Origin of the sequence: Paraburkholderia sp. RL18-101-BIB-B (assembly GCF_046026985.1) — a bacterium.
Taxonomy (GTDB): domain Bacteria; phylum Pseudomonadota; class Gammaproteobacteria; order Burkholderiales; family Burkholderiaceae; genus Paraburkholderia.
Genome location: NZ_JARESV010000030.1, coordinates 46,920 through 73,692, shown reverse-complemented (window position 1 = coordinate 73,692; position 26,773 = coordinate 46,920). Strand labels below are relative to the sequence as shown.

General features: G+C 58.5%; 23 protein-coding genes. 8 read left to right on the top strand and 15 right to left on the bottom strand.

Annotated features, from left to right (window positions below):
* The first annotated feature begins 214 nt into the window (after positions 1-214).
* From P0D73_RS31400 to P0D73_RS31375, 6 genes are all read left to right on the top strand, one after another.
* The gene (locus P0D73_RS31400) at positions 215-748 is read left to right on the top strand and encodes a hypothetical protein (RefSeq protein WP_408256126.1); all 534 of its coding nucleotides are present in this window, start codon (positions 215-217) and stop codon (positions 746-748) included.
* Between the two features lie 94 nt (positions 749-842).
* Positions 843-2,174 (top strand): hypothetical protein, encoded by a 1,332-nt coding sequence (locus P0D73_RS31395; RefSeq protein WP_408256128.1) that lies wholly within the window; start codon positions 843-845, stop codon positions 2,172-2,174.
* Between the two features lie 67 nt (positions 2,175-2,241).
* Positions 2,242-3,426, top strand: coding sequence for a hypothetical protein (locus P0D73_RS31390; protein ID WP_408256129.1), 1,185 nt, complete (start codon positions 2,242-2,244; stop codon positions 3,424-3,426).
* A gap of 13 nt (positions 3,427-3,439) precedes the next feature.
* The gene (locus P0D73_RS31385; RefSeq protein ID WP_408256130.1) at positions 3,440-3,610 is read left to right on the top strand and encodes a hypothetical protein; all 171 of its coding nucleotides are present in this window, start codon (positions 3,440-3,442) and stop codon (positions 3,608-3,610) included.
* A gap of 1 nt (position 3,611) precedes the next feature.
* Positions 3,612-3,980 (top strand): hypothetical protein, encoded by a 369-nt coding sequence (locus tag P0D73_RS31380; protein WP_408256131.1) that lies wholly within the window; start codon positions 3,612-3,614, stop codon positions 3,978-3,980.
* 202 nt (positions 3,981-4,182) lie between these two features.
* On the top strand, positions 4,183-5,169 hold the full coding sequence (locus P0D73_RS31375) for a CAP domain-containing protein (RefSeq protein ID WP_408256133.1): 987 nt from the start codon (positions 4,183-4,185) through the stop codon (positions 5,167-5,169).
* Between the two features lie 931 nt (positions 5,170-6,100).
* Here the strand turns inward: P0D73_RS31375 and P0D73_RS31370 are convergent.
* From P0D73_RS31370 to P0D73_RS31300, 15 genes are all read right to left on the bottom strand, one after another.
* Positions 6,101-7,312, bottom strand: coding sequence for a hypothetical protein (locus P0D73_RS31370; protein WP_408256134.1), 1,212 nt, complete (start codon positions 7,310-7,312; stop codon positions 6,101-6,103).
* Positions 7,313-7,327: 15 nt separating this feature from the next.
* Entirely contained in the window at positions 7,328-7,921 is a 594-nt protein-coding gene (locus P0D73_RS31365; RefSeq protein WP_408434436.1) for a hypothetical protein, read from the bottom strand.
* 58 nt (positions 7,922-7,979) lie between these two features.
* Positions 7,980-9,098 (bottom strand): type II secretion system F family protein, encoded by a 1,119-nt coding sequence (locus P0D73_RS31360; RefSeq protein WP_408256136.1) that lies wholly within the window; start codon positions 9,096-9,098, stop codon positions 7,980-7,982.
* 14 nt (positions 9,099-9,112) lie between these two features.
* On the bottom strand, positions 9,113-11,494 hold the full coding sequence (locus P0D73_RS31355; protein ID WP_408256138.1) for an ATPase, T2SS/T4P/T4SS family: 2,382 nt from the start codon (positions 11,492-11,494) through the stop codon (positions 9,113-9,115).
* A gap of 2 nt (positions 11,495-11,496) precedes the next feature.
* Positions 11,497-12,108 carry a hypothetical protein gene (locus tag P0D73_RS31350; protein WP_408256140.1) on the bottom strand — a complete coding sequence of 204 codons (612 nt, stop codon included), beginning with the start codon at positions 12,106-12,108 and terminating at the stop codon, positions 11,497-11,499.
* Positions 12,062-13,342, bottom strand: a complete 1,281-nt coding sequence (locus P0D73_RS31345) for a hypothetical protein (protein WP_408434433.1) — start codon at positions 13,340-13,342, stop codon at positions 12,062-12,064. The genes P0D73_RS31350 and P0D73_RS31345 overlap by 47 nt, the downstream gene beginning before the upstream one ends.
* 7 nt (positions 13,343-13,349) lie before the next feature.
* Entirely contained in the window at positions 13,350-14,954 is a 1,605-nt protein-coding gene (locus P0D73_RS31340) for a type II secretory pathway protein (protein ID WP_408256143.1), read from the bottom strand.
* Positions 14,955-14,957: 3 nt separating this feature from the next.
* Positions 14,958-15,581 (bottom strand): toxin co-regulated pilus biosynthesis Q family protein, encoded by a 624-nt coding sequence (locus P0D73_RS31335; protein ID WP_408434430.1) that lies wholly within the window; start codon positions 15,579-15,581, stop codon positions 14,958-14,960.
* Between the two features lie 5 nt (positions 15,582-15,586).
* The gene (locus tag P0D73_RS31330) at positions 15,587-16,012 is read right to left on the bottom strand and encodes a lytic transglycosylase domain-containing protein (RefSeq protein ID WP_408256144.1); all 426 of its coding nucleotides are present in this window, start codon (positions 16,010-16,012) and stop codon (positions 15,587-15,589) included.
* Positions 16,009-17,259, bottom strand: coding sequence for a TrbG/VirB9 family P-type conjugative transfer protein (locus P0D73_RS31325; protein ID WP_408256145.1), 1,251 nt, complete (start codon positions 17,257-17,259; stop codon positions 16,009-16,011). Before P0D73_RS31325 ends, P0D73_RS31330 begins: the two co-directional genes overlap by 4 nt.
* Entirely contained in the window at positions 17,256-18,062 is an 807-nt protein-coding gene (locus tag P0D73_RS31320; RefSeq protein WP_408256147.1) for a transglycosylase SLT domain-containing protein, read from the bottom strand. The genes P0D73_RS31325 and P0D73_RS31320 overlap by 4 nt, the downstream gene beginning before the upstream one ends.
* A complete protein-coding gene (locus tag P0D73_RS31315) occupies positions 18,055-19,314 on the bottom strand; it encodes a TraB/TrbI/VirB10 family type IV secretion system protein (protein ID WP_408256148.1) in 1,260 nt (419 codons plus the stop codon). Before P0D73_RS31315 ends, P0D73_RS31320 begins: the two co-directional genes overlap by 8 nt.
* A 2-nt stretch (positions 19,315-19,316) precedes the next feature.
* Positions 19,317-20,132: a TrbG/VirB9 family P-type conjugative transfer protein gene (locus P0D73_RS31310; RefSeq protein WP_408256150.1), complete on the bottom strand. Its 816-nt coding sequence runs from the start codon at positions 20,130-20,132 to the stop codon at positions 19,317-19,319.
* Positions 20,133-20,203: 71 nt separating this feature from the next.
* Entirely contained in the window at positions 20,204-20,917 is a 714-nt protein-coding gene (locus P0D73_RS31305) for a VirB8 family type IV secretion system protein (RefSeq protein WP_408434427.1), read from the bottom strand.
* 1,113 nt (positions 20,918-22,030) lie between these two features.
* On the bottom strand, positions 22,031-23,224 hold the full coding sequence (locus tag P0D73_RS31300) for a replication initiation protein (protein WP_408256152.1): 1,194 nt from the start codon (positions 23,222-23,224) through the stop codon (positions 22,031-22,033).
* A gap of 910 nt (positions 23,225-24,134) precedes the next feature.
* Here P0D73_RS31300 and P0D73_RS31295 point away from each other — a divergent pair.
* Positions 24,135-25,520, top strand: a complete 1,386-nt coding sequence (locus P0D73_RS31295; RefSeq protein WP_408256153.1) for a ParA family protein — start codon at positions 24,135-24,137, stop codon at positions 25,518-25,520.
* On the top strand, positions 25,517-26,515 hold the full coding sequence (locus P0D73_RS31290; RefSeq protein ID WP_408256154.1) for a ParB/RepB/Spo0J family partition protein: 999 nt from the start codon (positions 25,517-25,519) through the stop codon (positions 26,513-26,515). The genes P0D73_RS31295 and P0D73_RS31290 overlap by 4 nt, the downstream gene beginning before the upstream one ends.
* Positions 26,516-26,773 lie beyond the last annotated feature (258 nt).

The window sequence follows — 26,773 nt, the reverse complement described above, 5'->3', positions numbered from 1 at the left end:
TGTCGTCAAAGCAATGGTGTAAATCCTCGAACATGTGACTAAATGTTTCAGGAATGTGACCGATATCCAATCTTAAGCTTTTTTAAGAGCACGCAATGAAGGCGGTCCCTCCCGGGGAAAGGCAGTGTGAATTCGGTGCCTTTCTCCAGTTAAGGGTTACTTTGCGGCGTTACTCTCTCTTACAAGTTAGGCACTATTCAAACGGGTTCACGGCATGAGTCTGGAAAATGACGACGAGTACAAGCATCTTTATCAACTGCTCAACGCGTGCGAGGCTGACCGCCTATCACGGCCCACGCGTGCAGAAGAAGTAGTTCGTCTTGGCAAATCTCTTCACGAAATGACCAAGATCGGCACTGAGCACTACCTGAGCACCTGTGGCGATACGGGTGCCAATAGAAAAAAGGCGGCGTCCCTTTGTTACCGCTTTTTCCAGGTCGAGCTGGGCATTTCACAGGCCAGTGCGCGGGCTTACATCCGTTGCTTCCAAAAATTCGGCGAAAACGCAGAAGCAATGCGGGCTTTCTCGTATCGCGCACTCAATGCTCTTGCCGGGAAAGACGTCTCTGACGAGATCATCTCCGCGATGGTGCGCGCCAAGCTAGAGAACCCCGAGATGACACGCGAAGAGCTTGTGGCGCTCTTGAAGTCGATGCAGAGCGACTGCAACCAAGGCGGTAAATCACAGGCGCCTCGTCAGTCGTCCGCAGGCATTCGGCCCGATGACCGTCCCAACGCAAGCCATTGAGTAACAGCGCGATTTCCGCGCTGTCCGAGATTGAGCAGCTGCTCACACATCACGACGACTAGGGTGGTCGTTTCATTAACCTCTGGAGAGAAGAATGCAAAATGGCAAGACGTCCAGTACCGAATTGAGGCTGTCCAAGCGAGCGCCGGTCCCCGGACTGCTTTCGGGAAGCACATCACGCGTGGGCAACACGGATCCCGACGCGGCTGCGGCCTCGTTTGATCCGATAAACGAGTTCCTGTTCAGTGTTGAAGACCCGACCGCAGTAACGCGAGAAAACATCGCTGCTGCAGCCCGTGAGATCTTTGGCTCCTGGAAGGAAGACGCCGACTTCATCGCCAAGCTCGTAGAGCACATGGTGTCGGTTTCTGAGTCGCGGTCGAAGGTTGTGCAGGAACTCATCATCCTTGGCGGCCATCTTCAGCAGATGATGAAGTTGTGCATCACGCGCCAGACCGCGAAGGTCGGTGATACGCTCCCCGCGCGTCGAAAAGCGGCGCAACTCTGCTTTGTATTTTTCCAAAAGTCGATGGGTATCACACAGCCTAGCGCCCGCGGCTACATCCGTTGCCATCAGAAGTTCGCCGACAATGCGGAGGCGATCCGAGTGTTCAGCTACGGAGAGCTTAATCTACTGGCAGCGCAAGACGTCACGGAAGAGCAGATCAACACGATCATGCTGAAGAAGCAGGAAGCCGAAGCGCTTCCAAACAGCAAGAAGTGGACGAGGGAAGACGTTGACGCGTTGTTGCGAGAGCTTCAGATCAAGGATGAGAAGGTTGAAGACGCCGAGCGAGAACTCGAAAAGATCCACGAAATCCTTGAGGATCACAAGACGCAACTGGATGTCACTGAGCGCGAAAGCCAGCACCTCAGGGAACAGCTCGCGACCTATGAGCGTCACCTCGCCGAGAAGGAAAATAGCATCTCCAACCTTCGTACCGCACTGACCGAACGGACATCCGGGTACCCGGCGATGGAACAGGAATTGGCGGCCAAAAATAAGAAGGTAGCCGAGCTTTCTGCGCAAGTCGATGCAGCCCTGAACGCTCCTGCGAAGGTGGAAAAGGTCGAAGTTCCTGTCGAGGTGCTGCCTGCGGGTTACAAAACTGCCAAGCAAGCGGTAATGGACGCGTACGAAGAGTTTGAAGACGTAAAAGGCAAAACCCAGGCCCTGCTAAACCAACAAGCAGACATAGAGGCGGAAATCAATCGCCAGCAAGCCGAACTCAACGCCGGTAAGGCTGTGCACAGTTCTCTTGAAGAGCTAACCGCCGCCTGGGAGGACGTCAGCGGCAAGATGAGCTCGTTCCAACTGGCCGTGCTGGCGTCCACGGATCCGAAGCAGTACAACGGCGCGCTTGAGGCGCTTGCCGCCCAACTGCGCAAATATGTAGCTGAGATTGAAGCGGCGTTGCAGCGGTAACGGGCAAACGCGATGCAGATGGCGCCTTAGACCGTGCGCCGCGATCAACACAAAAATCAGAATCGGAATGTCTAATAATAAATCACTCAGCACAGAAGCACGCAACGTACTGCTCACGCCGTGGTTGGCAGAAAAAATCCAACGCACGAACTTTTCGCTCACAGACTTCATGTTCCTGGCACTCGCAGGACATAGTGAGCTGGAAGGCATCTTTGGCGTTTCACACGCCAATATGGACACCTTCCGACAGAATGCCGCCCAGAAAGCAACGCTCATGAACCTACCGTTCGTCGCGCTTTCTCCGGTCCTAGAAGATCCGCGCGACTGGGAAACGTTTGTCGACGGCGCGATGGACTCTCAGAACGTCGAGAGGCTAGCCAGAGAGATGCCGCGAGTCGATCAGATCACCAGCCGCGACATCTATCACTACAATCAGGCGTACGTCCAGCTACTGAAGGACGTCTTGCACATGAACGTCGCAGCGATACCGCTACTGGGCATCTCCAAAGAGCTTGCGACCTACCTGAAAGCGCTGCCGATGGCGCGACTCGACAACGCGATCGGCGCAATCAAGTTTCCGCTGTTCCGGTGGCGTTTCAATGACGCCAACTTCTGGATGGAATTCGGCGCTGGCTGGCTCACGGAAGAGACCGTCGCCCACTATCTGATGAGCACGTCGCCGGTTAGCACGGCGTCCCTGCCGTACCAACACGCATGGACGGACCTGCGGCTTGAGCGGAGCGACAAGGAGGTTTTCGCCCACATGATGATGGCCCAGGGCTGCCGCGCGTCGACCGCTACAAACCTGTTCACTCTTCGTCAGGGCCAAGGGCGCGCGATCTACCGGCAAATCCACGGCGTCAGTTCGCCTTGCGGGTGCAACCCGACTTCCCTCACCTGGTACGTCGAGCAGTCGGTTCATCGGCTCCAGGCAACGACATACGTGTGGCTGTACCGGAGCGCTTTGGACAACGGCGGGAACATTCCAGAAGCGCTTATCGCAGCGAACGACATCATGGCCAAGACGTTCGGCAAAAGCCTCGTGATGACGGCCGATCGCGGCAACCACCTGACAAGGGCGATGGCGCTCGACTCGCGCCTGACGATGGCTGCGTGCCGGGGTTGCGGTACCGACTACATCCTGTCCAACGGCGAGGGGAAGATCGAGCTGGCGAAGGACTTTAGCTGCCCCGGCTGCAACTATCTTCTCTCGCCAAAGAGTCAGGTTAGCAAACGCAAGCAATCACACTAAGGGAAGTCGCGCCATGCATGAGGATTTTTCGGTTCAGATCGGGTTCGTAGTCTTTTCTCACGATGGCCGGGTCCAGTTCGGCTGGCGTGACATTGAGACTGGCGAGTTCCACTCAGAAGCCGACGGCCAATCCATCTCCGGTGTTATTGGCGCGGTGGAGTTCTCCTCGGACGTGATGCACTGACATGCAGGACTTCGCTTATCTCTTTGGTGACAGCGTAGCGGCTTGGCTCCGAGGCCGAGGCGACGCACGGTTCCAGCACTATGAGCGCCATTACAGGACGGAGCGTCAGGCGACGCCTGAGACGTTCGACCTCGAAAAATCCAACGAACAGTATGCGAAGCGATGCGCGCGTTCTGGCGGCCGGATTTTGCGTGTGCTCGACAGTAAGGCGTTCAAGCATCTGGTGCTCTTCCTCGCGCTTGTCTGGGGAGGGTCGCTGATGCTCTCGACAGTCGGCAAACAGCAGCCAGCGATCGCCGGCACTCTGCTCGCCGCGCTTTTTATTGCAATACGCATAAACCGTCGAAAGAACCGCTCCGGACGGCGGTAGCAAACGGTTGCGCCCACACAACGGCACTCTCGCCGTAATCGCTTACCGCTCTTTACAATGCCTGCGCACGCGAAAATTGCGGTAAGCATTCAAGCTTTCCGAAAGTTGCGGCCGACGCTGCCTTGACTTTGGATTGCGCTCGATAAGATGAAAGTAAGCAGATCGCGGGGGCGACTGCACTAACGACTAAGGGCCACAAAACATGATGACCAAAAGCACGTTCACACTGACTTCGGCTGCGGTAGCGGCTGCCATTCTTCTCGCTGCGTGCGGCGGCGGCGGTGGCGGGAGCGCAGCGAGCCCGGCCAGCGCTCCCAGTTCGGCCAGTTCCCCGGTAACGGGTACACAAGCCACTCCGCAGTACGCGGCCAATAGCGCGCAACTCGCAATGTTCAATCAGGTGAACACCTACCGCCAGGAATGCGGTTTCCCAGCAGTTCAGCAGAACACCATTCTTGACCAGGCTGCTACTGCGCATGCGACGTGGGAAGGGCTGAACAATCAGGTTGCGGACAATGAAACGGCTGGTCAACAAGGTTTTACTGGCGTGAGCTATGTTGATCGTGCCGTTCATTTCGGATTTCCGTCTGGCGCAATTGGTGGTGGCGTGAGCGCGGCTTACTACACCACATCGGCGCTCTCTGAAACGCAGTATGGTCAAACCTTGGTCAACGAGTGGATTTCGACCGTGTACCACTCTCAGATTTTGTTGACCCCGGTTGCTACGATGGGTGTTGGCGAATATGAAACTGCGCTCAATGGTTTTCCGGTGGCATGGGGCTCGTTGAGCCTTCTGAATACGTCGATGCAACAGCTAACCACAAGCGGGCCACTGACCTTCCCGTGCCAAGGCACGACCGGCGTTCCGTACAAGGCTGTTTCGGAATCACCGACGCCGCCTAACACTTCGGGACCGTGGGGCACGCCTGTCGTTGTAATGGGCAACGCTACCGATACAATCGTGCTGCAATCCGGCACGATGACGGACCCGTCTGGCAACGTCATCACCCTGCAACTGCTTGATTCGGCCAACGACCCGAACAAGCTGACGCAACCGTATGCAGCAGTAGCTTATCCGGCGACGCCTTTGGCTCCCAACACCACGTACACCGTATCCGTGACCGGCACGGTGAACGGCGCTACTTTCACCAAGCCGTTCACGTTCACGACAGGTAATATCGTCGGCTAACGCTACCGTGCAAAAAAAGGCTCCCTGCGAGCCTTGATCGAACCCGCCAGTTCCCGCTGGCGGTTTTTTTGAAAATCGTTTCTGACACGCTCCAATAGAAAAGGGGTGCAGCCTGTGCGGGCTGCACCCCTTTTTCTGCGGCCAACCTGTCAGCGAGGTCGGCCTTCAACCGCTGCTAAAAAAGCGCCCTCGTCCGCTCTTTTCAGTTTAATTTCCCCCCCCGGCGCACCCCGGCGCACTAGCATTTCCCGTGAGTTGCCCCATAACGCTCCCGTCCGTTGGACTGACCGGGCAGTACATGATGTATGTGTTGTAGGTATCGCCGCAGGTGGTAGTCTGCGTAGGCCCGATGGCACCATACTCGTAGTTGTAGTAAGTGCCAGAACCGTACGATCCGTCGAATTTTGTATAGTACCCGTTGAAGGGGCCCTGTTTGCCATAACCGGCAGTCAATGTGTAGCCCTGTGACTGTGCCTGGCTGGCGCACGTTACCGCAGGTGCGGCATTGCAACTATATGTCCACCCGCTTCCGCTCCATGTGGGGCCGCTTGCAAAGCCGTACTGACAGGTAGACGGAACCGGTGGAGGCGGCGGCTGGCATGACAGACCGACCCACGATGAGCCATTCCATGACGGGCCAGACACTTCCTGCCATCCGGTCGGACACTGCGGGGGCGCTTGATAATTACACTGCGGCGACGAGAAATGCGAGCCCTGCCATTGCGCGGACGCCAAAGTGGTCCACCCTGGGCCCGTCGAACAGCTTGGTGGCGTCTGGTATCCTGCAGCGATTTTTCCGTTGCACGTCGCATCGTAGTAACCCGGCGAGCAGACAACGGGGTTTGCCATCGCGATATGCGCGACAAGCACTGCGCAGACTGCCGCCCCACGCGGTGACGGCAGAAACACTTTCCTGTTCATATTCTTTTCTCTAGTAAGAGCAGTAAGTACCCGCGGCCCCACTGCCCGGTATGCTGCCGCCGCCGCCATCGGTGATCCTGATATTCCAGTAGCTGCCATAGTCGTAGGCGTTGAAGTTCACCGTTGCGCTTGTGTTCACGTACCAGCCCTGCGGCGATAGCTCAACGATCGGAGTGCCTCCTGACGGACAAGTCGGCTTGCCCACGTTCGATCCGTCGCCGACCAGGTAGTAGCCCATCCGTAACAGGCGGCCGCCAGTCGGAAGCCAAAGACCATACTGACAGGTAAGTTGCTGTCCCGATCCATCGCTATTGCTGGCGGTCAGGCCGTTCGGTGCGCAGGCCGCACGGGGCACAGCTATGTTTCCCGCCTGCAAGGTTGTCGTGGACGTGACCGAGTTACCTTTTATGGCCCCTGTAGCCGTCATGGTGGCGGCCGTGACAGCGCCTGTGGCTGTCATGGTGGCGGCCGTCACCGCCCCCGTCGCCGCTACACTCGCTGCGGCCACCGCCCCACTCGCCTCTAGCGTCTGCGTTTTGATGTCGTTGACGTTCTTCAGACTGACGTTGTTGACATCCTGATCGCCCGTCCACGTCAGGCTACCGTCTCGGCGGATATAGACGGAGCTGCCGTCCGTCTGCGGACCGTTTGTCGCCATGATCGACGCGGCTTTGGAACCTAGCGGGTTTGCCGCGGTGAACGCCCCATTGATGCCCACGATCTGGGCCGGACTTTGCGCACTGGAGTAGCCGAACTGACTCGTGCCCGCGAGTTTCGAACCCGCCTGAGCAATCTGCGCAGCACCGGCAACGTCAGCCTTTCCGCCCTTGAGCAGTTGCGTCGTCGGGTACATCGTGAAGGATACGCGGCAATTTCCAGCGCTCTGCGTGCAACCAGTCGGCACCATCGTCATCGTGGTTGCGTAAGCACCACCCCAATACGGACCGCTCTTGTGGGTCTGTTTAAGGTTGCCTGCCGTCACCAGCTGCGCAATCGTCGGGGGCGTGATCGAAGGATTGTTGCCTGATGCGGTGTACTGCGTCAGGATCGTGCCAAAGTTGTCCGAGATCCAGCCCTGGAAGGCCGTGACGAGCGTTGCCTCGTTCTGCCCTTCCAGTGCCAGCATAGTCGCGCGGTCATGTTCGATGTCCAGCTTGATGCCCTGCACCGTGAGGATTGCCGATCCCAGCAGGACGAACATCATTTCGAGCAAGCTGCCCATTGTCCGGCCGTCCCGTTACGTGCGCGACGTATAAAGCTGGAGAGTCGCGTAAGCGCCAGCGGACGAACAGGCTGTACCAGCGGTGGCGCTGTTAAAGGTCGTCGTTGGCCCGGCAAGAGTCGAACCGTTGGCGCCGACCTGTGAAAAGGTGTTGGCCAACGCAGCGACGCTCATCGAACAGACCGCGACAGGCACCTGGTAACTGAGGATCAACGAGTCGTTCGCGGTGCTGAGCGTGCCCACGCTTACCGTCACCGGCTGATTGAAGATTCCCTTGAGCGAGGACTTGTCGCTGGCCAGGCGCGTACCAGCCGAATCAAACGCGCGGTTCGTGGCAAGCGTGGTCAGCGTCTCAGTGGAAAAGTCTGCATCGTTTTGCGTGGCGTTGAGGATGCCCGTATGGAACATCTGCGCTTCGCTGGTAAATTCCTGCGACTTGATAAGCGTGTAGACGTATGCACCCCCTTTGATCACAGCGATAGCCAGGAGCGCGGCGCCGGCCATGTATGCGCCAGCCTCGATCAGCGACAGTTCGCCGGACTGCTTTTTGCGTCGTCCCATCCGCAGAAGGTTCAGACGACGGACAGACGAAATTTTGCTTTGTTGCATGATGTTCTCCCGAAGGTCACGCCCTGTCAGGGCGGCTAGATAAAGATGCGTTGAGCGACTACTGGGCGCCGGCGACCGGGATGCCACCCGTCATGTTCACTGCACCCGTCACGACGTATGAGCCGACGCCGATCGTCAGGAAAAGCACAACGGCGAAAGCGAGCAGCACGTAATGCGTCAGTTTCGCGTTGCGCTTGACGGCCTCCACGACGCGCTCCAGGGACTCCCGCCCCAGCGACTTGATCGCCGCCTCAAACTGGTCGCGGCCCGACGCATCGGTGATCGTGTCAACGATCATTTCCGAGAAAATGCCCGTGTCAAGGGCGCGCATCGGCTGGTCGGGACGCTGCGTCAGGCGTTTGCTCATCGTCATGAGGTGCCACCGCAGCCACGGGTCGGCGGTGTGCGCCACGCGGTTGATTGCTGCGCGCAATGTGAGGTTCGAATCGAACAAGCCGGCAAGCGAAACGATCAGCAGGGCAGCGCGCATGTCCCGCCGGTTGCGCCACATCAGCGGGAAGCTGTCAAACTTCGCTCGCACACGTCCCACCCAGCGCTTGAGGCTATAGAAATACGTGACGATTGCCCCGAGGATCAGCGACGTCGAGACCCACCAGTATTCGTACGCAAACGTGTCGATGTGATATAGCAGCCGACCGGCGTCCGGCCACTGTTCGAGCGGCCGGATCTCGATGACCTGCGGATAGATCATCCCCCCGAACATCATGCAGAAGCCGTACAGATAGACGAGCAGGAAGGTTGGATACGCAACCTGCATCGCCGTCTGCGATGAAAGGGTGCGCTTGGCGAATGCGGCCATCTCCGCCAGTTCAAAGCCGCGCACCACCGCATCTTTCTGCGTCGATTCATCGGCAATATCGAAGAGCGTGTATTCGTCGCCCGGGATGAACGGCCTGATTGCGGCGGAAAATGAGTCGCCCTTCACCAGCCGCTCACGCACCTTTGCAAACACTCTCCATTCGATACGATTGCGCTTGCGGTTGCGGTTCTCGTACGTCTCGAGCCGTTCACGCAGCGTTTCAACGTCACGCAGCCCCTTCTTTTCAATGTCGAGGCGCGTTTCCTTATAAAACGTCTCGCGCACGCTCTGGAAGCGCCAGCGTGCGAACCGCATCTGCGTCGCTTCGGGAAGCAGAGCAACCAACGAACTGAACATGACTCATCAACCTCTTAGAGTTTTCCGTCCGCGCCGGGAAGGACCCGGTACTGCGCGAACGACTGCATGGAACGGTTGATAAATTGTGGGTCTATTTCGCCGCGTGAAGCCTTGAAAAGAGCGTGTTCATACACCGTCTTTCCAGTCATGTCCTCGTTGTCGAATCCTGTTTGCCTCTCCCCGCGCCAAACCTTCCGGGCGCCCGCCCAGTCGCGAGCCGCAATACGTTCGCGGAACTCCTCGGTCGGCCGGTACAACTCCGCAACGAGAGTCGGCCGCTTCGTGCCGCCCGCGACCTTGCCGTCACGTGAAAACAGCCCATCGAGGCGACAGTGCTGGCAACCCGCCTGATTGCGGCATGCCATGCGCGATGTGTCGAGGCCAAACTTCCCGCGCAGAACAGCGAGGTCAGACTGGTGCATCACGTCATCAGCAGGCAGCTTGCAGTGCGGACAGAGTGTCGGGATCAGCTTCTGGTTGCCGACGGCGTTCACGAAGCCTTCCGCAGCCAGTTCATCAATCGGCAGCATCAGACGGCCGCCTGCCATGCGCATAAATGCAGAAATAATGTCGCCAGCGTGCAGCGAGAAGCGCACCGGGTGCCCGGTCAGCGCCAGTTCAGACACAAGCCCCATCACCACGCGATCTCGCACTTCCGAGATCGTCACATCGTCCGGATCCATCCGCATGAGCGTGCGGATCACTTCCGCGTACTTCCGGTTTGCTTCGTCGTCGGACTCATCCGGACGCCGGATGATTGAGATCTCGGACAGCCACGGAAGCGGATATTCGGACGGCTCACTGACGGCAAACTGCTTCTTCAGTTCGCGATCGGGCAGCATGTACGACAGCGCGCGCAGCAGCGTTGTCTTGCCAGAGCCGGTTTCGCCGGTCAGAACCGTGATGCCCCCGCTCACATAGTTGAGCGTGTCGATCAGCGCCAGCTGGCTCGGTGCGAGGCCCATCTGGTGCGGCATGAGCACGGAATAATTCTTAAAGTTTCCGTCGAGAAGACGGAGAGCGACATCATAGCCGCCGACCGTCGGAGCAGATTGCCAGCGCAGGTTGATGGTGTCGCGTCCTACAACGAGCGGGATCATCGCGGACTGCGGCGCGCTCGGCTGGAAAGAGTTACCCGAGTTGGTGTTTTTCTGCACCAGGTCAGAGTACGCGGCAGACAGCGCACGGCGAACGATGTTCTTGGGCAGCCGGCGATAGGTGTATTTGTCGCCGTTGACGCGGAATCGTACTTCCACCTCACCGCGAAAGTCTCTCGGCTCGATAGCGATATCGCTCGCCCCATATGCATGCGCGGCTTCAATGATGTCGCGGAAGTTGCCGATAGCACGCGACGCCTCGCGCTCGACGTTTCCCGATACCTCGCGCTGCTTCGCTTCGTAGATGGCCGCGATCACTTCCTCGGTCGCGATCATCTCTTCCTGCACCAGCAGATCGCGTGCGGCAAGGTCCTTCACGAACGTAGTAAATTGCGCCCGCTCGCTGAACCGCGCGGTTGCGGCGACGATCGCAATCCCAGGCTGGATTTCGACGGCCACAAATTCTTTACGTGCTGCAGCCGATAACCTGAGCGTCGCATCGCTATCTGTGCCCGTGACGATCCGCTTGAAATCCGGGAGCGCATCAGCAGAGACCAGGACCGGTCTGCCGTTCGTCTCGCCGGTCGGCTCCTGATCCGCATCGTCTTCGACGTCAGGAATCGGCCGCGCCGGCGCCGTCGCGCGCGCACTCTCTTTCACCGGCTTCGGCGGATCGGCCGGTACGGTGGGTGATGGGACAGCCTGATGCCGCGCCGCGCCTTCACTTTCCGGCTGATGTTGCGGTTGCGCCGCAGTGTGAGGCATCGATGCAAAACTCTCTTCCGCGGGTGGGGAAGCGGACTCTTCGGTCCCGCGCTGCGCAGCGAGCAGTGCATCGAGTTCGCGCAGCGCCTTTTCCCCTTCCGCATAGGCGTCGCCGAGTGTGTCGGCGATGCCAGCGCCGGTAGTGACAGTAGACAGTTGTTGCTCACCGAGTGCGGAGCGAGCGCTCTCTGCAGACGTTTGGGACTGGCTCGCGGCGGCCTCGGCAGCCGCGGGAGCTGGGGCTTCAGCTACCGCATGCAACTTAGCCGGGGCCGCTTTGCCCGCATCGAACTCTGTGAAGGACTCGACGTCCTCGACATCGTCGCCCGAAAGTTTGCGCCCTAGAAACGACACGGTCGGATTGATTGCGCGCGTCGGCTCTCTGAAAGTCGGCTCCTGACCGGGATCACTTACCGTACGGGATGCGGCCTGCCCTGCTTCGACAAACGCCGTTGGCCTGACGCCACGGAACCGTTTCAGAAATCCGCCACTCGACGGAGCGTCGTCTGTCTCAACACCTGAAAAGATGCCCATGCTTAATGCGCTCCCGGGAGAGTGCTGACATTTGTAACGGCCGGTAGCGGACCGCCGAGATCGGTAATGGCCTGGATAACAGGGCTATCACCCAACGGCACGGCGCCCGCTGGCGCAGAGATCACGTCGGACCAGGTTCGCTTGCCTTCTGCCACCGTGACGCGGTAGCCGTCGACGTGGGTAACTGTCCATCCGTTCAGCAGCTTCTCGCCGCGACCGGCTGTATAGACGCCCCCCTGATACTCGTAGAGCACATGCGCACCCGATGCGTCGCTATAAGCGCCAACAAACGACACCGGTATCGCCCGCTTCGCCGGCGTGTCCGAGCGCTTCGGCTTCGCCACGACGGTTGCGGTCGCCGCAGGAGCGGCAGGCGCACCCATGATCGGCGCGCTCAGTACAACGCCTCCTGCGGGCGGCTGCACGCCCTCGGTCTTGCGCATTGAGTTGACGAGGTTCTGTCGCGCCAGACCGTCGATGTCATCGAGCGTCAGGTGCTTCTCATCGGCGTGTGCAAGGCCAACGGCAAAGAGCACAAAAAGCGATGCCGCCGCGACGCGGCCGGACTTATTGGAGAACATAATATTTACCCTTCGCGGTGAAGTGAACGCCACTGCCATCGTCCTTAAGCTCAAGCTCCAGTGAATCAAGCGCCATGTTTTCCGGGAGCTTCTCGAGCAAACGGCTCTGCCACATATAGCCTTCGATGGTCCAGTCGCCTGCCTGCAGAATCGGCCCACTGATCTCTCCGGCGTTCGGCTGACGCGCCAGCAGTCGCTGTAGCGGACGCAGTGTGACGACATAGCCGTGACTCATGAGCTGGTCGGGCTTCGTCGAAAGGCGTTGAGGGTCGGTCTGAAGCTGTTTGATCAGTGCCTGTGCAGTCGGCCACCGCTTCTCTCCGGCAAGCGCGAGCTTCTCCACATGCGGCACCGCAGGCCCTTTAACCTGCAATTGCAAGCCGTTCGGATCGAACACGACCGGCCGCATTTCCGCAGGAGCGCGCGCGTCGAACTCTTTGTACGTGCCGCCTTCACGCTTCATCGTGATGAAGCAGAAGCCGGTGGCTCCGCACGACGCTTTCTGGAACTGCCAACCCGCAAGGTTCGTTTCCTGCTTTGCAAACGTATCAATGAGCGCAGGGGCAAGGGCGGAAGCGAGCGGCACAGCGCCGTTGAAGGTTCGTGCCACAGCGGCCTGGTAGTCCTGCATGTAGGTCGGCGGCGGTGCCGGCGGCGGTGGCGGCGGATCGATGTAGGTAAGTGCGTCGTTGCCCACGTACAGCAGTGCGGCCGCGATGACAGCCAGCGGAATGATTTTCGGGACTTTGACAGGAAGCTTCTTGACCAGCCCGGTGCTCTTGCCCCGCAGCAGTTCGGCGGGCGTGAAAGGCTCGTCAAGGTCTGTCAGGTCAGGGCCATAGCCGATGGTTACAAGACGCGCCCTGTCCTTCGCGCACTCGCTCTCAATCGCATCGCGACGGTCCTCGAGCGCGTTCAGCGCGACCGTCTGGTCGATGCGGACGGCGCCTCGCACAACGAGAATGACGTGCACACGCTGGCCGTCCTGCACCAGCACGAGCACCGCGGGCTTCGTGCGTACGCGATCGAGACCGGCCACGCGTGCGGCCGCCGAATAGAGCTTCAGCCCTTTGCGTTCGGCAGGCTCCGGCGCACAAAACCCCGCAACGGTCTCTTCCCTGCCCTTGATCTCTACGTAATGAGTCGCGTCCAGTTCATCGGCGTAGCGACGGCGCTCGGCTGCCGCTCCTTTGGTCGCATAGGCCCGCCAGTCCAGTCCGAAGACGAGGCGTGCCTTTTTCTCGTTGGGAATTGTCTCGAAGTGCATGCGCCGCTCACATCGACGGAACGACGGAAGCCGTCAGCATGATTACCTGAAACGTCTTTCCTTTGTTCCATGCGCCGCTCGCGCCCAGAATGCCTGCGTTGCTTGAGCCGTCGTAGTTGTTCGTCACCGCGCCGTACATGACGACGGTCTGTCCATCCGACAGCGCGATTGTCTGGTCATCCTTGCTGCCGACGATATCCGGCAGCTGGATCTGCTGTGCCGATGCGCCGGAGCCTGTACCAATTGTCGTGAAAGGACCGTTGAGCTTCGAGTTATCGCTCCAGTACGACAAAATGATCTGGTTGTGGTCGTTCACCGACGGCAGAATATTGACGAAATCACCGACCGTAACGGAGCCCGGCGTCAGCCCCGGCACGCCCGCCGTCCCGCTGATCGAGCCGGTCGACGGCGTCGTCATAGCGAGATAGCCCTTTGTTTCAAACGAGCCGATCGACATTGGCAGGCCGTTCAGGGTCATCTTGGTCTGCGTGTTATCCGAAACCGTTTTGCCGTAGGTATTGATCGCGTTGATGACAGCGTTCGTGCCGGTCAGCGGCGCATTTGGCTTCAGGATCGAAAGACCGACGGAGCCAGCCGCGGTTGCGAGCGACGTCGGCGAGACGACGCTGATTGCGTACTTCGACAGACCATCCGAGATGCGGTTGAAGACGATGTCCGCGCTCGCGCCGGCCTGCGATCCGTTGTTAAGCGCAATCTGCAGCGTACGCACGCGAATCGACACCTGACGCGTCGAAATGGCGTTCTCGCGAGTCAGCACGTCGTTCATGCGATCGACGGCTTCCTTTGTATCGCGCACCATCACAAGACGGCTCTGCGGATTGACCGTGACCTTGCCCATCGGCGTCTTGAGGCTTTCCAGCTCCTTCGTGATAAGCGCAATCTGGTCGAACGTGCCGTCGCGTCCTGTTGATGTCACCGCAGCGAACGATCCGGTATTCGCGCTTGTCGTGCCGGTTCCCGTCGACTGGTTGCCCGTCGAGGTGTCGGTGCCCTTTGACATCGACGACTTGATGTTTACGGCGCCCGGAATGGCGGCAATCTGGAATGTGCGGGTGACAAAACGGGAGATATTGATTGTCGCGCCATCGAAGTTCCAGGCAAGCCCGAGGTCTTCCGTCACGCTGTGGAGATACTGGCCGATGCGGGCGTTGCCCGGTTGCCGGTAAATCGGCTCAACGTTGGTCGGCGTGCTTTGCGCCTGCATGCCTGCCTTGCCGCTTGTCACAGGATCAACGAGTGCGTCGCGCGGAATGAACACGTCGGGGCTCAGGTGGACGGGATAGCCGGATGCATCGGAGAGCAGCGTCGCAATCTTCGTGATCGGCAGGTTCGCGGGAAGCGTGACTGTCTTGTCGCGGAACACGGCAGGCAACGTCGCCTCATAGGCCACCGGCACCAGGCGATCGCCAAGGAATGCGGTCGGAACGTGCTCAACCAGTGGCATTGAGTCGCCCATGCCAGCCATCGCACGCGTCGCATCGTGCGTCGCGGCGTCGTACGCGTGGTTCACGTCAGACTGTGACACGACGCAGCCGGATAGCAGCGTTGCAACGAAAAGAGATACAGCAGCCTGAAAACGGTTTGCGCGCATGGCTTAGTCCTGGCAGTTGGCCGCGCGGGCAACCACGCGAATGACGTTGTTTGAGTGCTCACAGATCCGCGTCGGTGTGCGCATGTGGTTCGTTGCACGCATGACCTGCGTCAGAACCGAATCGAAGTCGCCACTGAAGCTCGCGTTGAATTCGAGCGGCAGGTCATCGTCGATCTTCCAGGCGAGTTGCCAGCCCTGCTGCTGCAGCCAGCGGTCGAGCGCGTTGCGCAGATTTATGTCCTGCGGCGTGATCGCGAGCGTCAGAGAACTGGGCGCTGCTGGCGCGCCCGCGTCCGGCAGGACGACTGGCGTCACGGCGGTCGATGCGACCGGCGCAAGTGATGTCACACCTCCGGCAACGCCTACTGGCGTCGGGGCATGACTCATCGATGGCGCGGCAGGCGTCGGCGACACCATTGCCAGCGCGGCGACAGGCGCGGCTGCTGGCGGTGCAGCGGGCGCGGACGGTGCCGAAGTGGCGAGCATTTTCCAGCCGTCGCCGGCGGGCGGTGAAAGATGTGACTGCGAGAACGAAGCGTTGGCGATACCCGTCAGCGTAATAAGGGCGAATATCTGCGCGATGCGTGACGCGCGGCGACGGGTGGGCATGATGATCATTGGCTTCATGAGAGTCAGTGGGCCGCGCGCACGACGCGCCGATAAATTTGATTCGCGTACACCAGTTGTTTATTGCTGGAGACGGCGTTGTACGCACCAACCGCCTTCCAGGTCGGGCCGAACTGTTTGATGTTCGACGCCAGAATCCATGTGCCGACGTATCCGTTGACGCATGCATTAAACAGCGACTCCCGCGTGACGCCGTAGCGTCTGAGCTTCGGGAGCCACGACGAATTGATTTGCATCAGGCCAATGTCTTCAGAACCATCCGTGTTGCGGTTCACCGCGTTGGCGCGCATGCCGGATTCCTGTTGTGCGATCGCACGCACCAGCACCACATTGACGTGATGGAACTGCGCGGCGTCATCGAGACAGTCAGCGAACGCGGGCTGCACGCCTAGTAATGCGGTACCGAGGGCGGCGATGATTCCCGTCTTCATGACTTCGGCCGGTCAAAGAACCGCACGTCGTGCTTGCGCGTCACGTTCACCACGTTGCCGTCGGCGTTCACGATGAACTGGTCAGCGGTGCCGTTGAACTTGTAAAAGCGGCCCTTCTGCTCGCCCGAGCCCATGTGGGCCACATCCGACACCTTCACGTTGCCAACGGTGTCGGCAAACTTGAAGTAAGTCGATCCTTCCTTGTCGAATACGCTTTCAAGGCCCGCGCTGTTTTTCGGCTCGAAGGTGTAGACGAGGCCTGCAACACGTGCGACTTCGACGCTGTCCGTGCCGTTGGACACAACAAAGCGCTCTGCGCGGTTGAATGTCACGACGTTGCTCGAGTCGTCCCATTTTGGCTTGAGCGAATGACCTTCCATGTCCCGAAAGACGATCTCTTTTGACGGCCTTTGCGAAAAGCGGATCTGGATGTGCGTGTCGTCGCCATCGCGAATGGCAAGCGCGCCGAACTTTGCCGCCAGTCCACCGTCCTGCGATTGGAGCTTGTCGCTATCGCTCGACGCTTTTGCCGCCTCCGGTGACGACGTTGCAACCGTCGGTGCGGATACCGTTGCGTCAGCGGGCGCGGCGCTCGCCACATAGTTCACGCCAGTAGACTTGACGGCTGCGCGACGCAGCGTCACGTGATGCGCGTTGAAATCGACGTCCGCGTACAGATCAACCGTCCCAAGCAGCCGGTCGAGGGATTGCATCCAGTTTTCCCCCTCGCGCGTGGCGAAGCTTTGCGCGCTGGTCAGATCTACGTCTTTCTGTGCAGATCCCGTCCAGCCCTGTGGCACCAGCGATTTGACCATCTGTGATAGCGGAAGGGTCGCGCTCATCGGACGCGTCGTCTCAAGCCGGGGGCGTGGGCCGATCAGAGCCAGACGATTCGAAAATCCAGCAAACCCGACAGGCATGTCTCCGTTGCGGTTGCTCGCTTCAGTTGTAAACGTGTTCGCCTTCTTCCATCGCGCTGTAGCGCCTGATCCACCAACTGAGAAGGAGATTGCCTCCGGGGTGCCTGACACTACGATGTAGGGACCTTCCGCATGGCCGCCTTCAACCTTGAGATTCTGGCCCGCGCGCGGCTGCAGATAGGTGTCCGTTCCGTCGTTGAAGATCAGCGCGGGTCGCTCGGTCATGTTGCCGTTGACCTGATAGTCGAAGTCGAGCGGATCGGTGCTCGCTGCCGACGCTGACAACGAGAAAACTGCCAGCGCGATGAGGGTTAGCGTTTGCTTCATAGACCGCGGTCGATTTGAGAAAGATGCTGGATGAAGCGCACGAGGTATTCGCGGCCTGGCTGCGGGTTCGCGCTGTGGTAATACGCCACGGCTTTCACCGCCGAGTTTGTCTTGCGATAGTTCTCGTTGAGAATGTCTTCAGCCACGCGGATATTCGTTGCGGGCGCAAGGGCATCCCACGGCGACGCAAAGCGCTGCCGGTGATAGCACCAGTTCACCTGCAAAATGCCTACATCGAAATCGCACCGACCATTCGAGATCAGAAACCGGACGGCCTTGTACGCATCGGCTCGTGTGCGAAAAAAGAAGCCTCGTCCCGCGACGTTTAACGTCCACGGCCACGCTCGCCCGTTGTAGGCCGATTCGTTAAGCGCGATGCCCGCAAGAATTTTTGCGTCGACACTCGTGTGCATCACATCGAAGGGTGCCTGTGCCGTTGCACACGCCCAGCCACCCCGACGCTCAGTCATCGCGGCTTGCGCGTCGTCGTCAAGGACCGCAGGTAGCAGCCAGCCGCTTCGGACCAGCAGACTCTGGATACTTTCCGGCGCGCCATCAACGAGCACGGATGCGAAGCCGCGTGGTCCAGGAGTGATGCTTTGCCCCTTCAGAGGTTGCGCCCAAGCGAGGAAACGCTGCAGGCCGCACGCGTAGACAGGCTTACCAGGAAGCTCCAGCACGGAGCGCGCGCCGTTTTCATCAACCACGAAGCGAGTCGGACTGATGACGGTGTCGATCACCGCCGCTCCGGCCGACGAGCACACTGCCGTCAGAAGTAACGCGGCGACGGCGCGCCTAGTCATGGTAGGGCTCCATGACAATGTCCTGCGTGACCTGAACGAGGAACTGCTGGCCCGGTGGTACCGTGATCGTCGGAGGAATGTTCTGGTTGCGTTGAAGCACGGCCTGCGCAGTCGTCGCGGCGACCTGCCCCGCTGTGCTTCCTGTGGTCGTAATACCTATGGGGCTTGCCGTCGTGGATGTAGTGGCGCCATTGTCGAAACTCTTCAGCAGGACTGCGGTAATGAAGCCCGCGCCAAAGATCGCCAGGAAGTGGTTGTTGACATCGCCTGAAAAGCCGCTGTACCCATTCTGGTCGGCGCCCTGCATGCCGTTCATCGGCACGCTCTTTCCGTTGGGAAGCCGCAGGCTGGTCGACGCAACCAGCAGACGCTCCTGACCGACCTTCACGTCAGCACTGTATGCGCCGTTGATGAACGAGCCCTTCGGAATCATCAGGCAGTCGCCGCGAAGGCTGTCGTACACATCCTCATCGACCATCAACGCGACGCGACCCGGCTTGTCCGAGTTCAACCCTTCAACCGTTTTGACGTGAATGTTGTGCGGAGGCGTCAAGGTGCAGCCGCCGGCCTGGCCGTTGAACGTGGTCCGCTCGATGCCGCCCTGCCCTGCTGTTTCCTTCAGGAACGCCTTATCGCGGTCCTCCGGTGCCTGCCCCTGCCTGGCGAGCGCGAGAGCCATCCCGTCCGTCGGGTTCTGGGCACCTGCCGTCGCCGCTGCACGGGCTGCGCGGAAATCGTCGAGCGAGGGTACGCCCCCTGGCATCGTCGTCGACTGCTGGCTGGCGTTGCGGGAAGCTCCGGACTGCTTGAACACGGACGACGTATAGATCGCGTCCTGCTTGTTGCTCACGGCAAGCGCGCTCGTGTCACCGCCAGCAGCCCCCACCTCACGCTGGAAGTCATTGCCCGTCAACACCGGCTTGACGCCTGGCCGCTGCGCGGCAGACGCTTCGGACGCGGCACGGGCTGCCGCATCAGCCGCGGCAGCCTCCTGCTGCTGTCTGATCATCTTCTCGATGTCTGAAGTGCCTGCAGCAGGTACCTCGGTGCTGGACTTGAGGGCCGACGCCTTTTTCAGACGCGCTTCCTCTGCCGCCTGATCGCTCGCCTTCAGCTCATAGTAGAAGCCGAGCGCGCCGATGATCAGCGCGGCCAGCAGGCCAATGCTCATGATGGCATTGCGGGGCGTCTTGCCCTTGACGATCGCGGCCTGCTCGGCGTTGGCTGTGGCCTGTTCGGTCTTTTTGGCCACGGTCAGAACACTCCGAACACGCGCCGGCGACCATGCGTTACCGTCACCTCATCCTTGCCGGACACGAGAACAATTTCGTCGGCCAGGCGCTGGAAAACGAGAAAGTCGCCACGACGGATGAAATTGCCGACGACGCGATCGCCGTGATCCTTGTACATCGGCACCGGCCACGTTTGCGCTTTGGCGGGCATACGCATCCAGATCGAGTGACCGTCATCGAAGACGACCTCTGGCTTGAACTCGGCGTTGCCGGCGACCGAGTAGTCCCAGTTGAGCTTGTCAGGCGCCACGCTGATTGCACCCGAATCGCCGCCACGCTCCCCACCGGTTGCGCCCGTCCCCGCCCCGCTGCCTTCATCGCGGGCGTTCACCCTGGCCATCGGGGCGCGCGGGTACTGGAACCGTACGGTTTGGTAGAAGAACCCGCCTGCCGGCGAGGCTATCAGCGTGAAGTCGTACTCCCGCCGGTTCGTCGTCAGGTGCAGCGTATTGACGATGTCCGCCTTGTGCGGCTTGATGAACACATGGTTCATCTTGTCGTCGTCAACTTCCCACTGGATGCTGTCGCCCATTGCAGGATCGGCAATCAGCTTCTCGCCCGGCTCGAGCTCGATGGTCGTGAGCTTTAACGGCGCTGTGAGCACCCGGAAAATCTGGTCGCGGCTGTAGGGAAAGACGCCGATGCGGGCGTCGCCCGGCATCGTGAGCGGATCCGAACCGCTGTTGAACGGGTTGACCGGGCTCATCGGGTCACCCGCTATCATCGCGGCATTAAACGAACCGTTGTCGGTCGGCTTTTTGGCCTTCGCCGCAGTCATCGGCAATGCCGTCGCCGCGAGCAGAAAAAGAAGGCCGAGCGCCGGCCGCTGAGGTCTGGAGATCATGCTGGTCAGGCTCCACCGGTCCGCTCAAGGCGGAAGAACGGGATATAGATGCCGAAGGGATTGGCGGTAAGTGCAGCGTCGGCGGTCGGCGCGACGATCTGGTAGCGTAGGGTCAGCGCATACGACTTCACGTCAGGCTGGCCGGTCGCGCCGGCCTGAGACGTTGTCGTTGTAAATTCGACGAGGACTGTCTGGTCTTCCAGCAGCGCGATGTTGCGGACGGCCACTTCGCGGATCAGCTTGGGATTCGCGGAGATCTGCTGAAACGGTGCGTCGTCGCGCAACCAGCTTTTGAACTGGTCGGCTGCCGCACCAATCATCTGCGCCTTCACTGAATTGATGTTCAGCGACATGCGCGATGTCGTCAGACTGTCAGTCAGGACCGGCTCGATCGTGAACCAGCGCACGGCCATATCGCGCATGCTCGTACGCAGTGCCTGCGAGTCGGGCTTATAGGCGACGAGTTCTGTCACGACCGGATGACCGCTTACGTCGGCCGACACTCCGACCACGCGCGTGACAGATGGAGGCGGCTGACGCGTCCAGACGGCTCCGGCCGCGACCGCCGCACACGCGAACGCGATGAGCATCCAGCGATTGCTCTCAACCTTGAGCCGCGTGCTCGTCTCGAAAATAACTTTCGCTGGATCGTCTTCCTCGGCATACATGCCGGGGGCCGTAGATAGCGCGGCCTGCCGCTTGTTCCTGAAAATGCGCATGGCAACCCTTGATGAATGGCTACCATTGAAACAATTTCTAACAGGCGGTTTGAGGCAAAAGGCACAGAGTTTCTGCCGCCTTTTCGGTGCGGTTCTACCCTTCGTCGTTCGTCGATCTGTGACCTGCCGTGTAACGCGTTACGGGGGTAGACCCGGAAAGACCACCTAAATCTGGGCCCTTTCGAGTACCCAAACGCTGAAAAACGTGACTGGCTTGGACACGTAACGCGTCGTTTATCTGTCTGGTCTATAAACGACGCGGTCGCGCGGCGGTACGGGCTCGTTACAAATCAATAACCTAGACAATGTCGACGAGGGGCTCGCCTTTAACGCCGTTATACGTGTCCACGCAAACTTTCTGAGCTTAAGAACGTGTCTCAACCGGGTAAGTGCTTGTCTCGCAGACTCTGCCCGGAGCGCACGCGTTTCGGCCGCCTTCGATAATGTCGTTCCGGGCTCCGCGATCGTCTGCTCGGCCCGGGAGGCTGTCCACCGACCTGTCACGATTGCCTCAGCCACTTCTTTCGCGAGCGGGTGAGGCACCGAAGCCTTATGACCGATTGCAGTTTGTTTCGACAAAAAATTGGTCTTCGACGGTCCAAATGTCGCCTTGTGGCGACGTGAAGCTCTTGCCGATCCTCGGAACCGAGCCGGACAACCGGGCAGGCGGTCGCCCGCGGGCAGGCCCAGCGATCAGGCGGTGTTGCCGAATTCCCACACGGTCGAAGAAATCGTTTCGGTGCTAACCACTGGAAGAGAAGTTTTGCCGGGAGGCGTGAAGGTGAGGATGGTGCCCGGGCGGAAGTATTTCCGCCTCGATGTACCAAACTTCGACCAGATGATCCCGCGAATAGCGGAACTGGAAGCGGTCGTGGACGCGGTGCTAGCGACCTACAACAGCACGCATTTGTTGGGGATTCTTCCTGCAACCAGAAAAGCAGCCCTTCCGCGCACGGAGGGAAAGTCGGAGAACGCCAAAATCCGACTATCGCGGAAAACTTAGACTCGCTCGTCGTTATTTGGCAATGCCCATGTCGGGCTTATGCCGGCCCTGAGGGTGATTTCGCAGGGCGCAGTTCTATGAAACGGTGAGCGTTGATGCGCCGAAGACTCCTAAGTTTCTGCGATCTTAGCCCTCAGCCAAGACGTGTAAGCGGTTCTCTCCAAGGCATTTTTGAACGTTCCTTTTTCGTGCTGATAGGTGTTCCCTTTCCCGCCTGAATTCATATATTCGGCGGCGAATTGCTGCTTCTCCTCGAGCGACAATGCCTTTATTTTGTCTGATGTCCGACGCGCCCTTTCATCGGCCGCCTCCTCCTCCACTTCTTTCGTCGAGAGTTTAGGTTCGGGTGTTGTGTTACTCGGTGCGAGCTCAATCCGCTCGCCTTTTTCGAAGACCGTCCTCGCATAGCCGCCTGCATTACCGCGAATTTGTTTTCGCTTGGCGCGCTCTTCCACATAGAGCGCCGTTTGTAATGCCCTATCGGGCTCTTGTTGAATCCAGCTGATGGCGAGTCGGTCACCAACACCTAGCTTCGTCAGTTTTTTGAATGCGTCAGAGTCCCGAATCGCCTTCTGTCCTTCATCCTCTTCGTCGTCAAGCATCGACCGCTGAGGATTGTCCTCTACAAGAAATCGAATCTGCACCACCCGTCTCGCCTCTCGTTTGTACTCTGGCGTGACAATGATGTTGGAGACTTGGTTGATTTCCTTTACCGCTTTTTTTATTACTTCACTCGAGAAATGCTTGAATTCGTCGTACATGCTCGCGTCTGCCCCCAGGAGGCGTCGCCAAGTATCGACGGAAATCCAGCCGGTCGAGCCGGTTCTCTTAAAACGAAGGCAATTCTCGTACAAAGCGAGGGCGTATCCGCCGCTGAACTGGCGTTGAACATTGATGTTGATAAGGGTGTAAATATCAGGATTGGCCAATTTTTCCGCGAGCCAATCACTGTATTCGTAAGCACATGTGCCGCTCTTGATACTGGCGTACGCAATTAGCGGTGACGCTTCCCAGTCTGGTTTGCTGCCATCTTGTAGCAGGTCGAAAGAGATTGGCGTCGACATGACCTTGAGCAGGGCACGCTTGAGAGCGTCGTGATTTTTGCTGTCGAATCCGAGCATCGTGCAGAGAATGCCGACGGGCAACGTATGGCGCTTTTTAGTGAGGAGCTCGTCGTATGCGTTCAAAAGCAGCACGTTTACGATTTTCCGCTCGAGCAATGAGAGTTCCCCACTCACGTGGACGGTTGCCACATGTTTCTTTAGTTCGTTCGGGGGCAGGTTGAGCGGCTTTAGGTTCGGCATGAAATCTCCATCTCTGGCGAGATTTTATGAGGAGAAGGTCATGCCGGCAACCGATTTCATTCTGACCTTTGGGGTCGAGCGGCCCGAGGCTAAGAAGGGATGCCCCATAGACCATGACTTTTAAAGCCATTTTTAGAGATGATTGCGAGGGCGTAGCCGAACGAGGTGCAGTTTTGGGGAAATCTCTCGGAGGAACAACGCCTGTTTGTTGTTTCTTTTAAAAAACAAACCACTTTAAAAGCGTTTACAGATGCAAGATCCTTATCTGTCAGGGCTTTCCGGGCGATTAGGTCATGGTCTGTGGGGCGAAAGGTCAGGGTTTGAGGGAAAGTTGCTCGGTTAAGGTCATGTTCTATGGGGCATAAGGTCGGGCTTTATGGGGAAAGTCAGGGTTTATGGGCCGACGGCAGCAAGAGCGCGCAACCCGTTGATTCGCAGGGTAATTCGAGTTTGAACAAAAGCGATAGGTCAGGGTTCGTGGGGACCGGAGCCCCTGGGCATTGATGGGCCGGACCCTTTCCCCACAAACCATTACCTTTGCCGGCTTTCGCGACTGGCTCTGTGGAGTGGTCGACAGCATCTGTCGTCTGTAGGGGGCTCCCGACGGTTCTAGTGCCAGCGGCCAACTTGGACGCACGAGGTTTCAGGCTCGAAGATCACCGATCGGTGGCCGATTTGGGCAGGAACCTATATCGCCCCTTAAACCACTACCTTTCCGAGTACGGATTCAATAGCGCCCCACAAACCATGACCTTTCGCCGAGGCGTCGGCGAAAAGCTCCCCACAAACCCTGACCTTTCGTTTCTGCAGATCCACGGGGGAGAGGTGTTTGTTGACCGTTTGAGAGGAAGCGGGCTCCCTTTTCTCCGGTGCACGCGTCGACAGCCCACAGCCCGACGCAACTCGTGTCGTGCAATTGAGCGATGTTGGCAAATTTTCTTGCACGTCTGCAATTTCATCACTAAGCTTTCGCGGAATTCAACACAAATTGCGGCTTTTTGCTTTCTGTGTTGAAACCATCACGCTGCGCTCAATGACCAGGCATTACCAAAATCTGGAGCCTTTGATGAATACAACAGCGCGTGCGCGCTCTGAGAAGCCAAAAATGTCGATCCAATTAAAACATGCCCCAAAGCCGATGCCGTTGTCGGCAATCAAAGCCATAGCAGAGAACGCGAGCGGGATGCTTGTGGACGTTCGCGAAAGCATGCTTGCTCCGCATCCGCGTAAGAATCCTCCAGTTTTCACAACGGCACAAGTTGGGGATCTCTGCAGGATCGATCGCCAGCGGATGAATTATCTCTCGCGATCCGACTCGAATCTGCCGCAAGGAACACTTCGCCACAGCCGAAGCCGAGAATTTACTCTTGAGGAAACTCGCATTTGGATCGATCAGATCGGTCCGTTTGCGAGGCGGCCGGCTGGAGTCAAAGGAAAGAAAATTGCGATCGGGAATTTTAAGGGTGGCGTCAGCAAGACGACGACTGCTATGACCTTGGCGCAAGGACTATCGTTGTTCGGTCGGCGGGTGCTGCTCGTTGATCTTGACCCACAAGCTTCTTTGTCGGCACTCAACGGGATACTGGCGGATAGCGAAGTCTCCGATGAGGAAACCGTCCTTCCGTTAATTTACGGTGATGTGGACGATTTGCAGTACGCCGTCCAATCTACCTACTGGGATGGTGTCGATCTCATTCCCGCGAGTGCAGCTTTGTTCGGGGCGGAATTCTTCCTCCCCTTCAAACAGTCGAAGGACCAGACATTTCAGTTTTGGAACGTGTTGAACAAGGGGCTCGCCCCCCTTCTGGACGAGTATGACGTAGTCATCATCGACACCCCCCCTGCCCTCTCCTATCTCACGATCAATGCATTCATGGCGGCGGACGGCCTAATCGTGCCGACTCCACCGAGTGCGTTGGACTACGCCTCGTCAACTCAATTCTGGAGTTTGTTTTCGGATCTTTCAGAAAGTATGACGCAGGTGGCGCCCGAGCTTGTAAAGAGCTTCGATTTTATTCACGTGTTGCTTGCGAAGGTCGACCAAAGTCAGGCCGCCACCCCGATCGTTCGTGATTGGATTAACAAAACATATGAAGGCCTTGTGCTTCCGATTGAGATCCCAACGACTGCGGTGACGCAGACGGCTGCAGCCGAGTTCGGAACTGTCTACGATATTTCGCGATATCAGGGGAGCCTCAAGACATATCAGCGTGCGCGTGAAGCCTACGATCGTTTCGCCGAGATTATTGATCAGCAACTGGTAGCGTTGTGGAACGTGAACAAGGAGGCCAAATGAGCATTAAAGACCGACTTGCGGCAAAGGCCGCTTCGATAGGCACGTCCCCACGTCCCCAGAAAGTCAGTGATGATCAGGTGGGACGCCCTAAAACTGCGCCAGGTCAATTGATGGCATCCTTCCCGCTGCTCGCTGAAAAGGAGCGTGAACTTCAGACGGCGATGAGGCGGATCGAGGAACTCGAATCTAGCACTGGGACGGTGGCTGAAGAGGTTGAGATATCAACGCTCGTTGAGGTGCCTGGAAGACGTCGAATTTTATCCAACCAGGAGTATGGCGAGCTACGCGCTAACTTGGAGGCTAACCCTCTGGTCCATCCGATCGTTTATCGACCGCTCGGCGATGGTCGGAACGAGATCATTTCTGGAAATAACCGAGTCGCGATTTATCGTGATGACCTGAAGCGGGCGAAGATTCGCGGCGTACCGTTTGAAGGCACAGACACAGAGGTTGAGCTGGGCGCAGCGTTTTCGAACCTGCTAGCCCCGGCATTGCCCGATTTCGAAAAATATCGGCAATTTCAGAGAATCCAACAGAACTTGGGGTTGAGTCAGGCGGACATAATACGAACATCCGGGTTAGCGCAAAGCCATGTGGCCCGAATCCTGTCGTTCGACCACCTTCCGCCGGAGGCCAAGCAAGTTCTCGCTACCAACCCGCATCGCCTTGGTGGCACCGCCGCGGCGAAGTTTGCTGCTTTGGCGGAGCAAGGGCATGGAAGTCAAGTAACGGAAGCCATCAAGCTACTGGTTGAATCGGATCAAATGACACAGGAGCGGGCGCTAACACTCGCGACACCGTCTCGGCCAAAACTTGCGCGACCCGCAGTGAAAACGATCACGGTCGGGAAACGAAAATTCTGTGACGTCTCCGTACGAAACGGGGTGATAGGTCTGCGATTCGGGGGTAAAGATGGCGAGGCAAAAGCCGAAGAATGGAGCGAGCGGATCGCGCAATTCATTGAGAGCGAACTTGGTGGGCAAGATATCTCATAGTCATCCAATTTGGATATTCAATAAAAACAAAGACTTAGCTAAATGAAGGCTGGTATCGGCGAAGTTATCCAAGTTGGAAGTCGATAAAAATCAATAACTTAGAATGCAAAGGGCGGGCGTCCTTAGTGTTCCCGCGGAGCCTGCGCAGGAGGGAGAGCGTATCGTACACACGGTCTTTCATCTTCGAGATTGCGACAAGAGATCCGATTGAGCTCGGCTTCTGCGCGCGCCGAGTGGACCAAATTACTGGGGAAAAGA

Bases quoted from the DNA above. Each gene is read 5' to 3' on its own strand.
- P0D73_RS31310 (WP_408256150.1), bottom strand. From the start codon at position 20,132: ATGACTGCGGCGAAGGCCAAAAAGCCGACCGACAACGGTTCGTTTAAT.
- P0D73_RS31345 (WP_408434433.1), bottom strand. From the start codon at position 13,342: ATGCACTTCGAGACAATTCCCAACGAGAAAAAGGCACGCCTCGTCTTC.
- P0D73_RS31385 (WP_408256130.1), top strand. From the start codon at position 3,440: ATGCATGAGGATTTTTCGGTTCAGATCGGGTTCGTAGTCTTTTCTCAC.
- P0D73_RS31320 (WP_408256147.1), bottom strand. From the start codon at position 18,062: ATGACTAGGCGCGCCGTCGCCGCGTTACTTCTGACGGCAGTGTGCTCG.
- P0D73_RS31305 (WP_408434427.1), bottom strand. From the start codon at position 20,917: ATGCGCATTTTCAGGAACAAGCGGCAGGCCGCGCTATCTACGGCCCCC.
- P0D73_RS31290 (WP_408256154.1), top strand. From the start codon at position 25,517: ATGAGCATTAAAGACCGACTTGCGGCAAAGGCCGCTTCGATAGGCACG.
- P0D73_RS31355 (WP_408256138.1), bottom strand. From the start codon at position 11,494: ATGGGCATCTTTTCAGGTGTTGAGACAGACGACGCTCCGTCGAGTGGC.
- P0D73_RS31400 (WP_408256126.1), top strand. From the start codon at position 215: ATGAGTCTGGAAAATGACGACGAGTACAAGCATCTTTATCAACTGCTC.
- P0D73_RS31325 (WP_408256145.1), bottom strand. From the start codon at position 17,259: ATGAAGCAAACGCTAACCCTCATCGCGCTGGCAGTTTTCTCGTTGTCA.
- P0D73_RS31390 (WP_408256129.1), top strand. From the start codon at position 2,242: ATGTCTAATAATAAATCACTCAGCACAGAAGCACGCAACGTACTGCTC.
- P0D73_RS31370 (WP_408256134.1), bottom strand. From the start codon at position 7,312: ATGGGCAGCTTGCTCGAAATGATGTTCGTCCTGCTGGGATCGGCAATC.
- P0D73_RS31340 (WP_408256143.1), bottom strand. From the start codon at position 14,954: ATGCGCGCAAACCGTTTTCAGGCTGCTGTATCTCTTTTCGTTGCAACG.
- P0D73_RS31365 (WP_408434436.1), bottom strand. From the start codon at position 7,921: ATGCAACAAAGCAAAATTTCGTCTGTCCGTCGTCTGAACCTTCTGCGG.
- P0D73_RS31380 (WP_408256131.1), top strand. From the start codon at position 3,612: ATGCAGGACTTCGCTTATCTCTTTGGTGACAGCGTAGCGGCTTGGCTC.
- P0D73_RS31335 (WP_408434430.1), bottom strand. From the start codon at position 15,581: ATGAAGCCAATGATCATCATGCCCACCCGTCGCCGCGCGTCACGCATC.
- P0D73_RS31330 (WP_408256144.1), bottom strand. From the start codon at position 16,012: ATGAAGACGGGAATCATCGCCGCCCTCGGTACCGCATTACTAGGCGTG.
- P0D73_RS31395 (WP_408256128.1), top strand. From the start codon at position 843: ATGCAAAATGGCAAGACGTCCAGTACCGAATTGAGGCTGTCCAAGCGA.
- P0D73_RS31300 (WP_408256152.1), bottom strand. From the start codon at position 23,224: ATGCCGAACCTAAAGCCGCTCAACCTGCCCCCGAACGAACTAAAGAAA.
- P0D73_RS31360 (WP_408256136.1), bottom strand. From the start codon at position 9,098: ATGTTCAGTTCGTTGGTTGCTCTGCTTCCCGAAGCGACGCAGATGCGG.
- P0D73_RS31375 (WP_408256133.1), top strand. From the start codon at position 4,183: ATGATGACCAAAAGCACGTTCACACTGACTTCGGCTGCGGTAGCGGCT.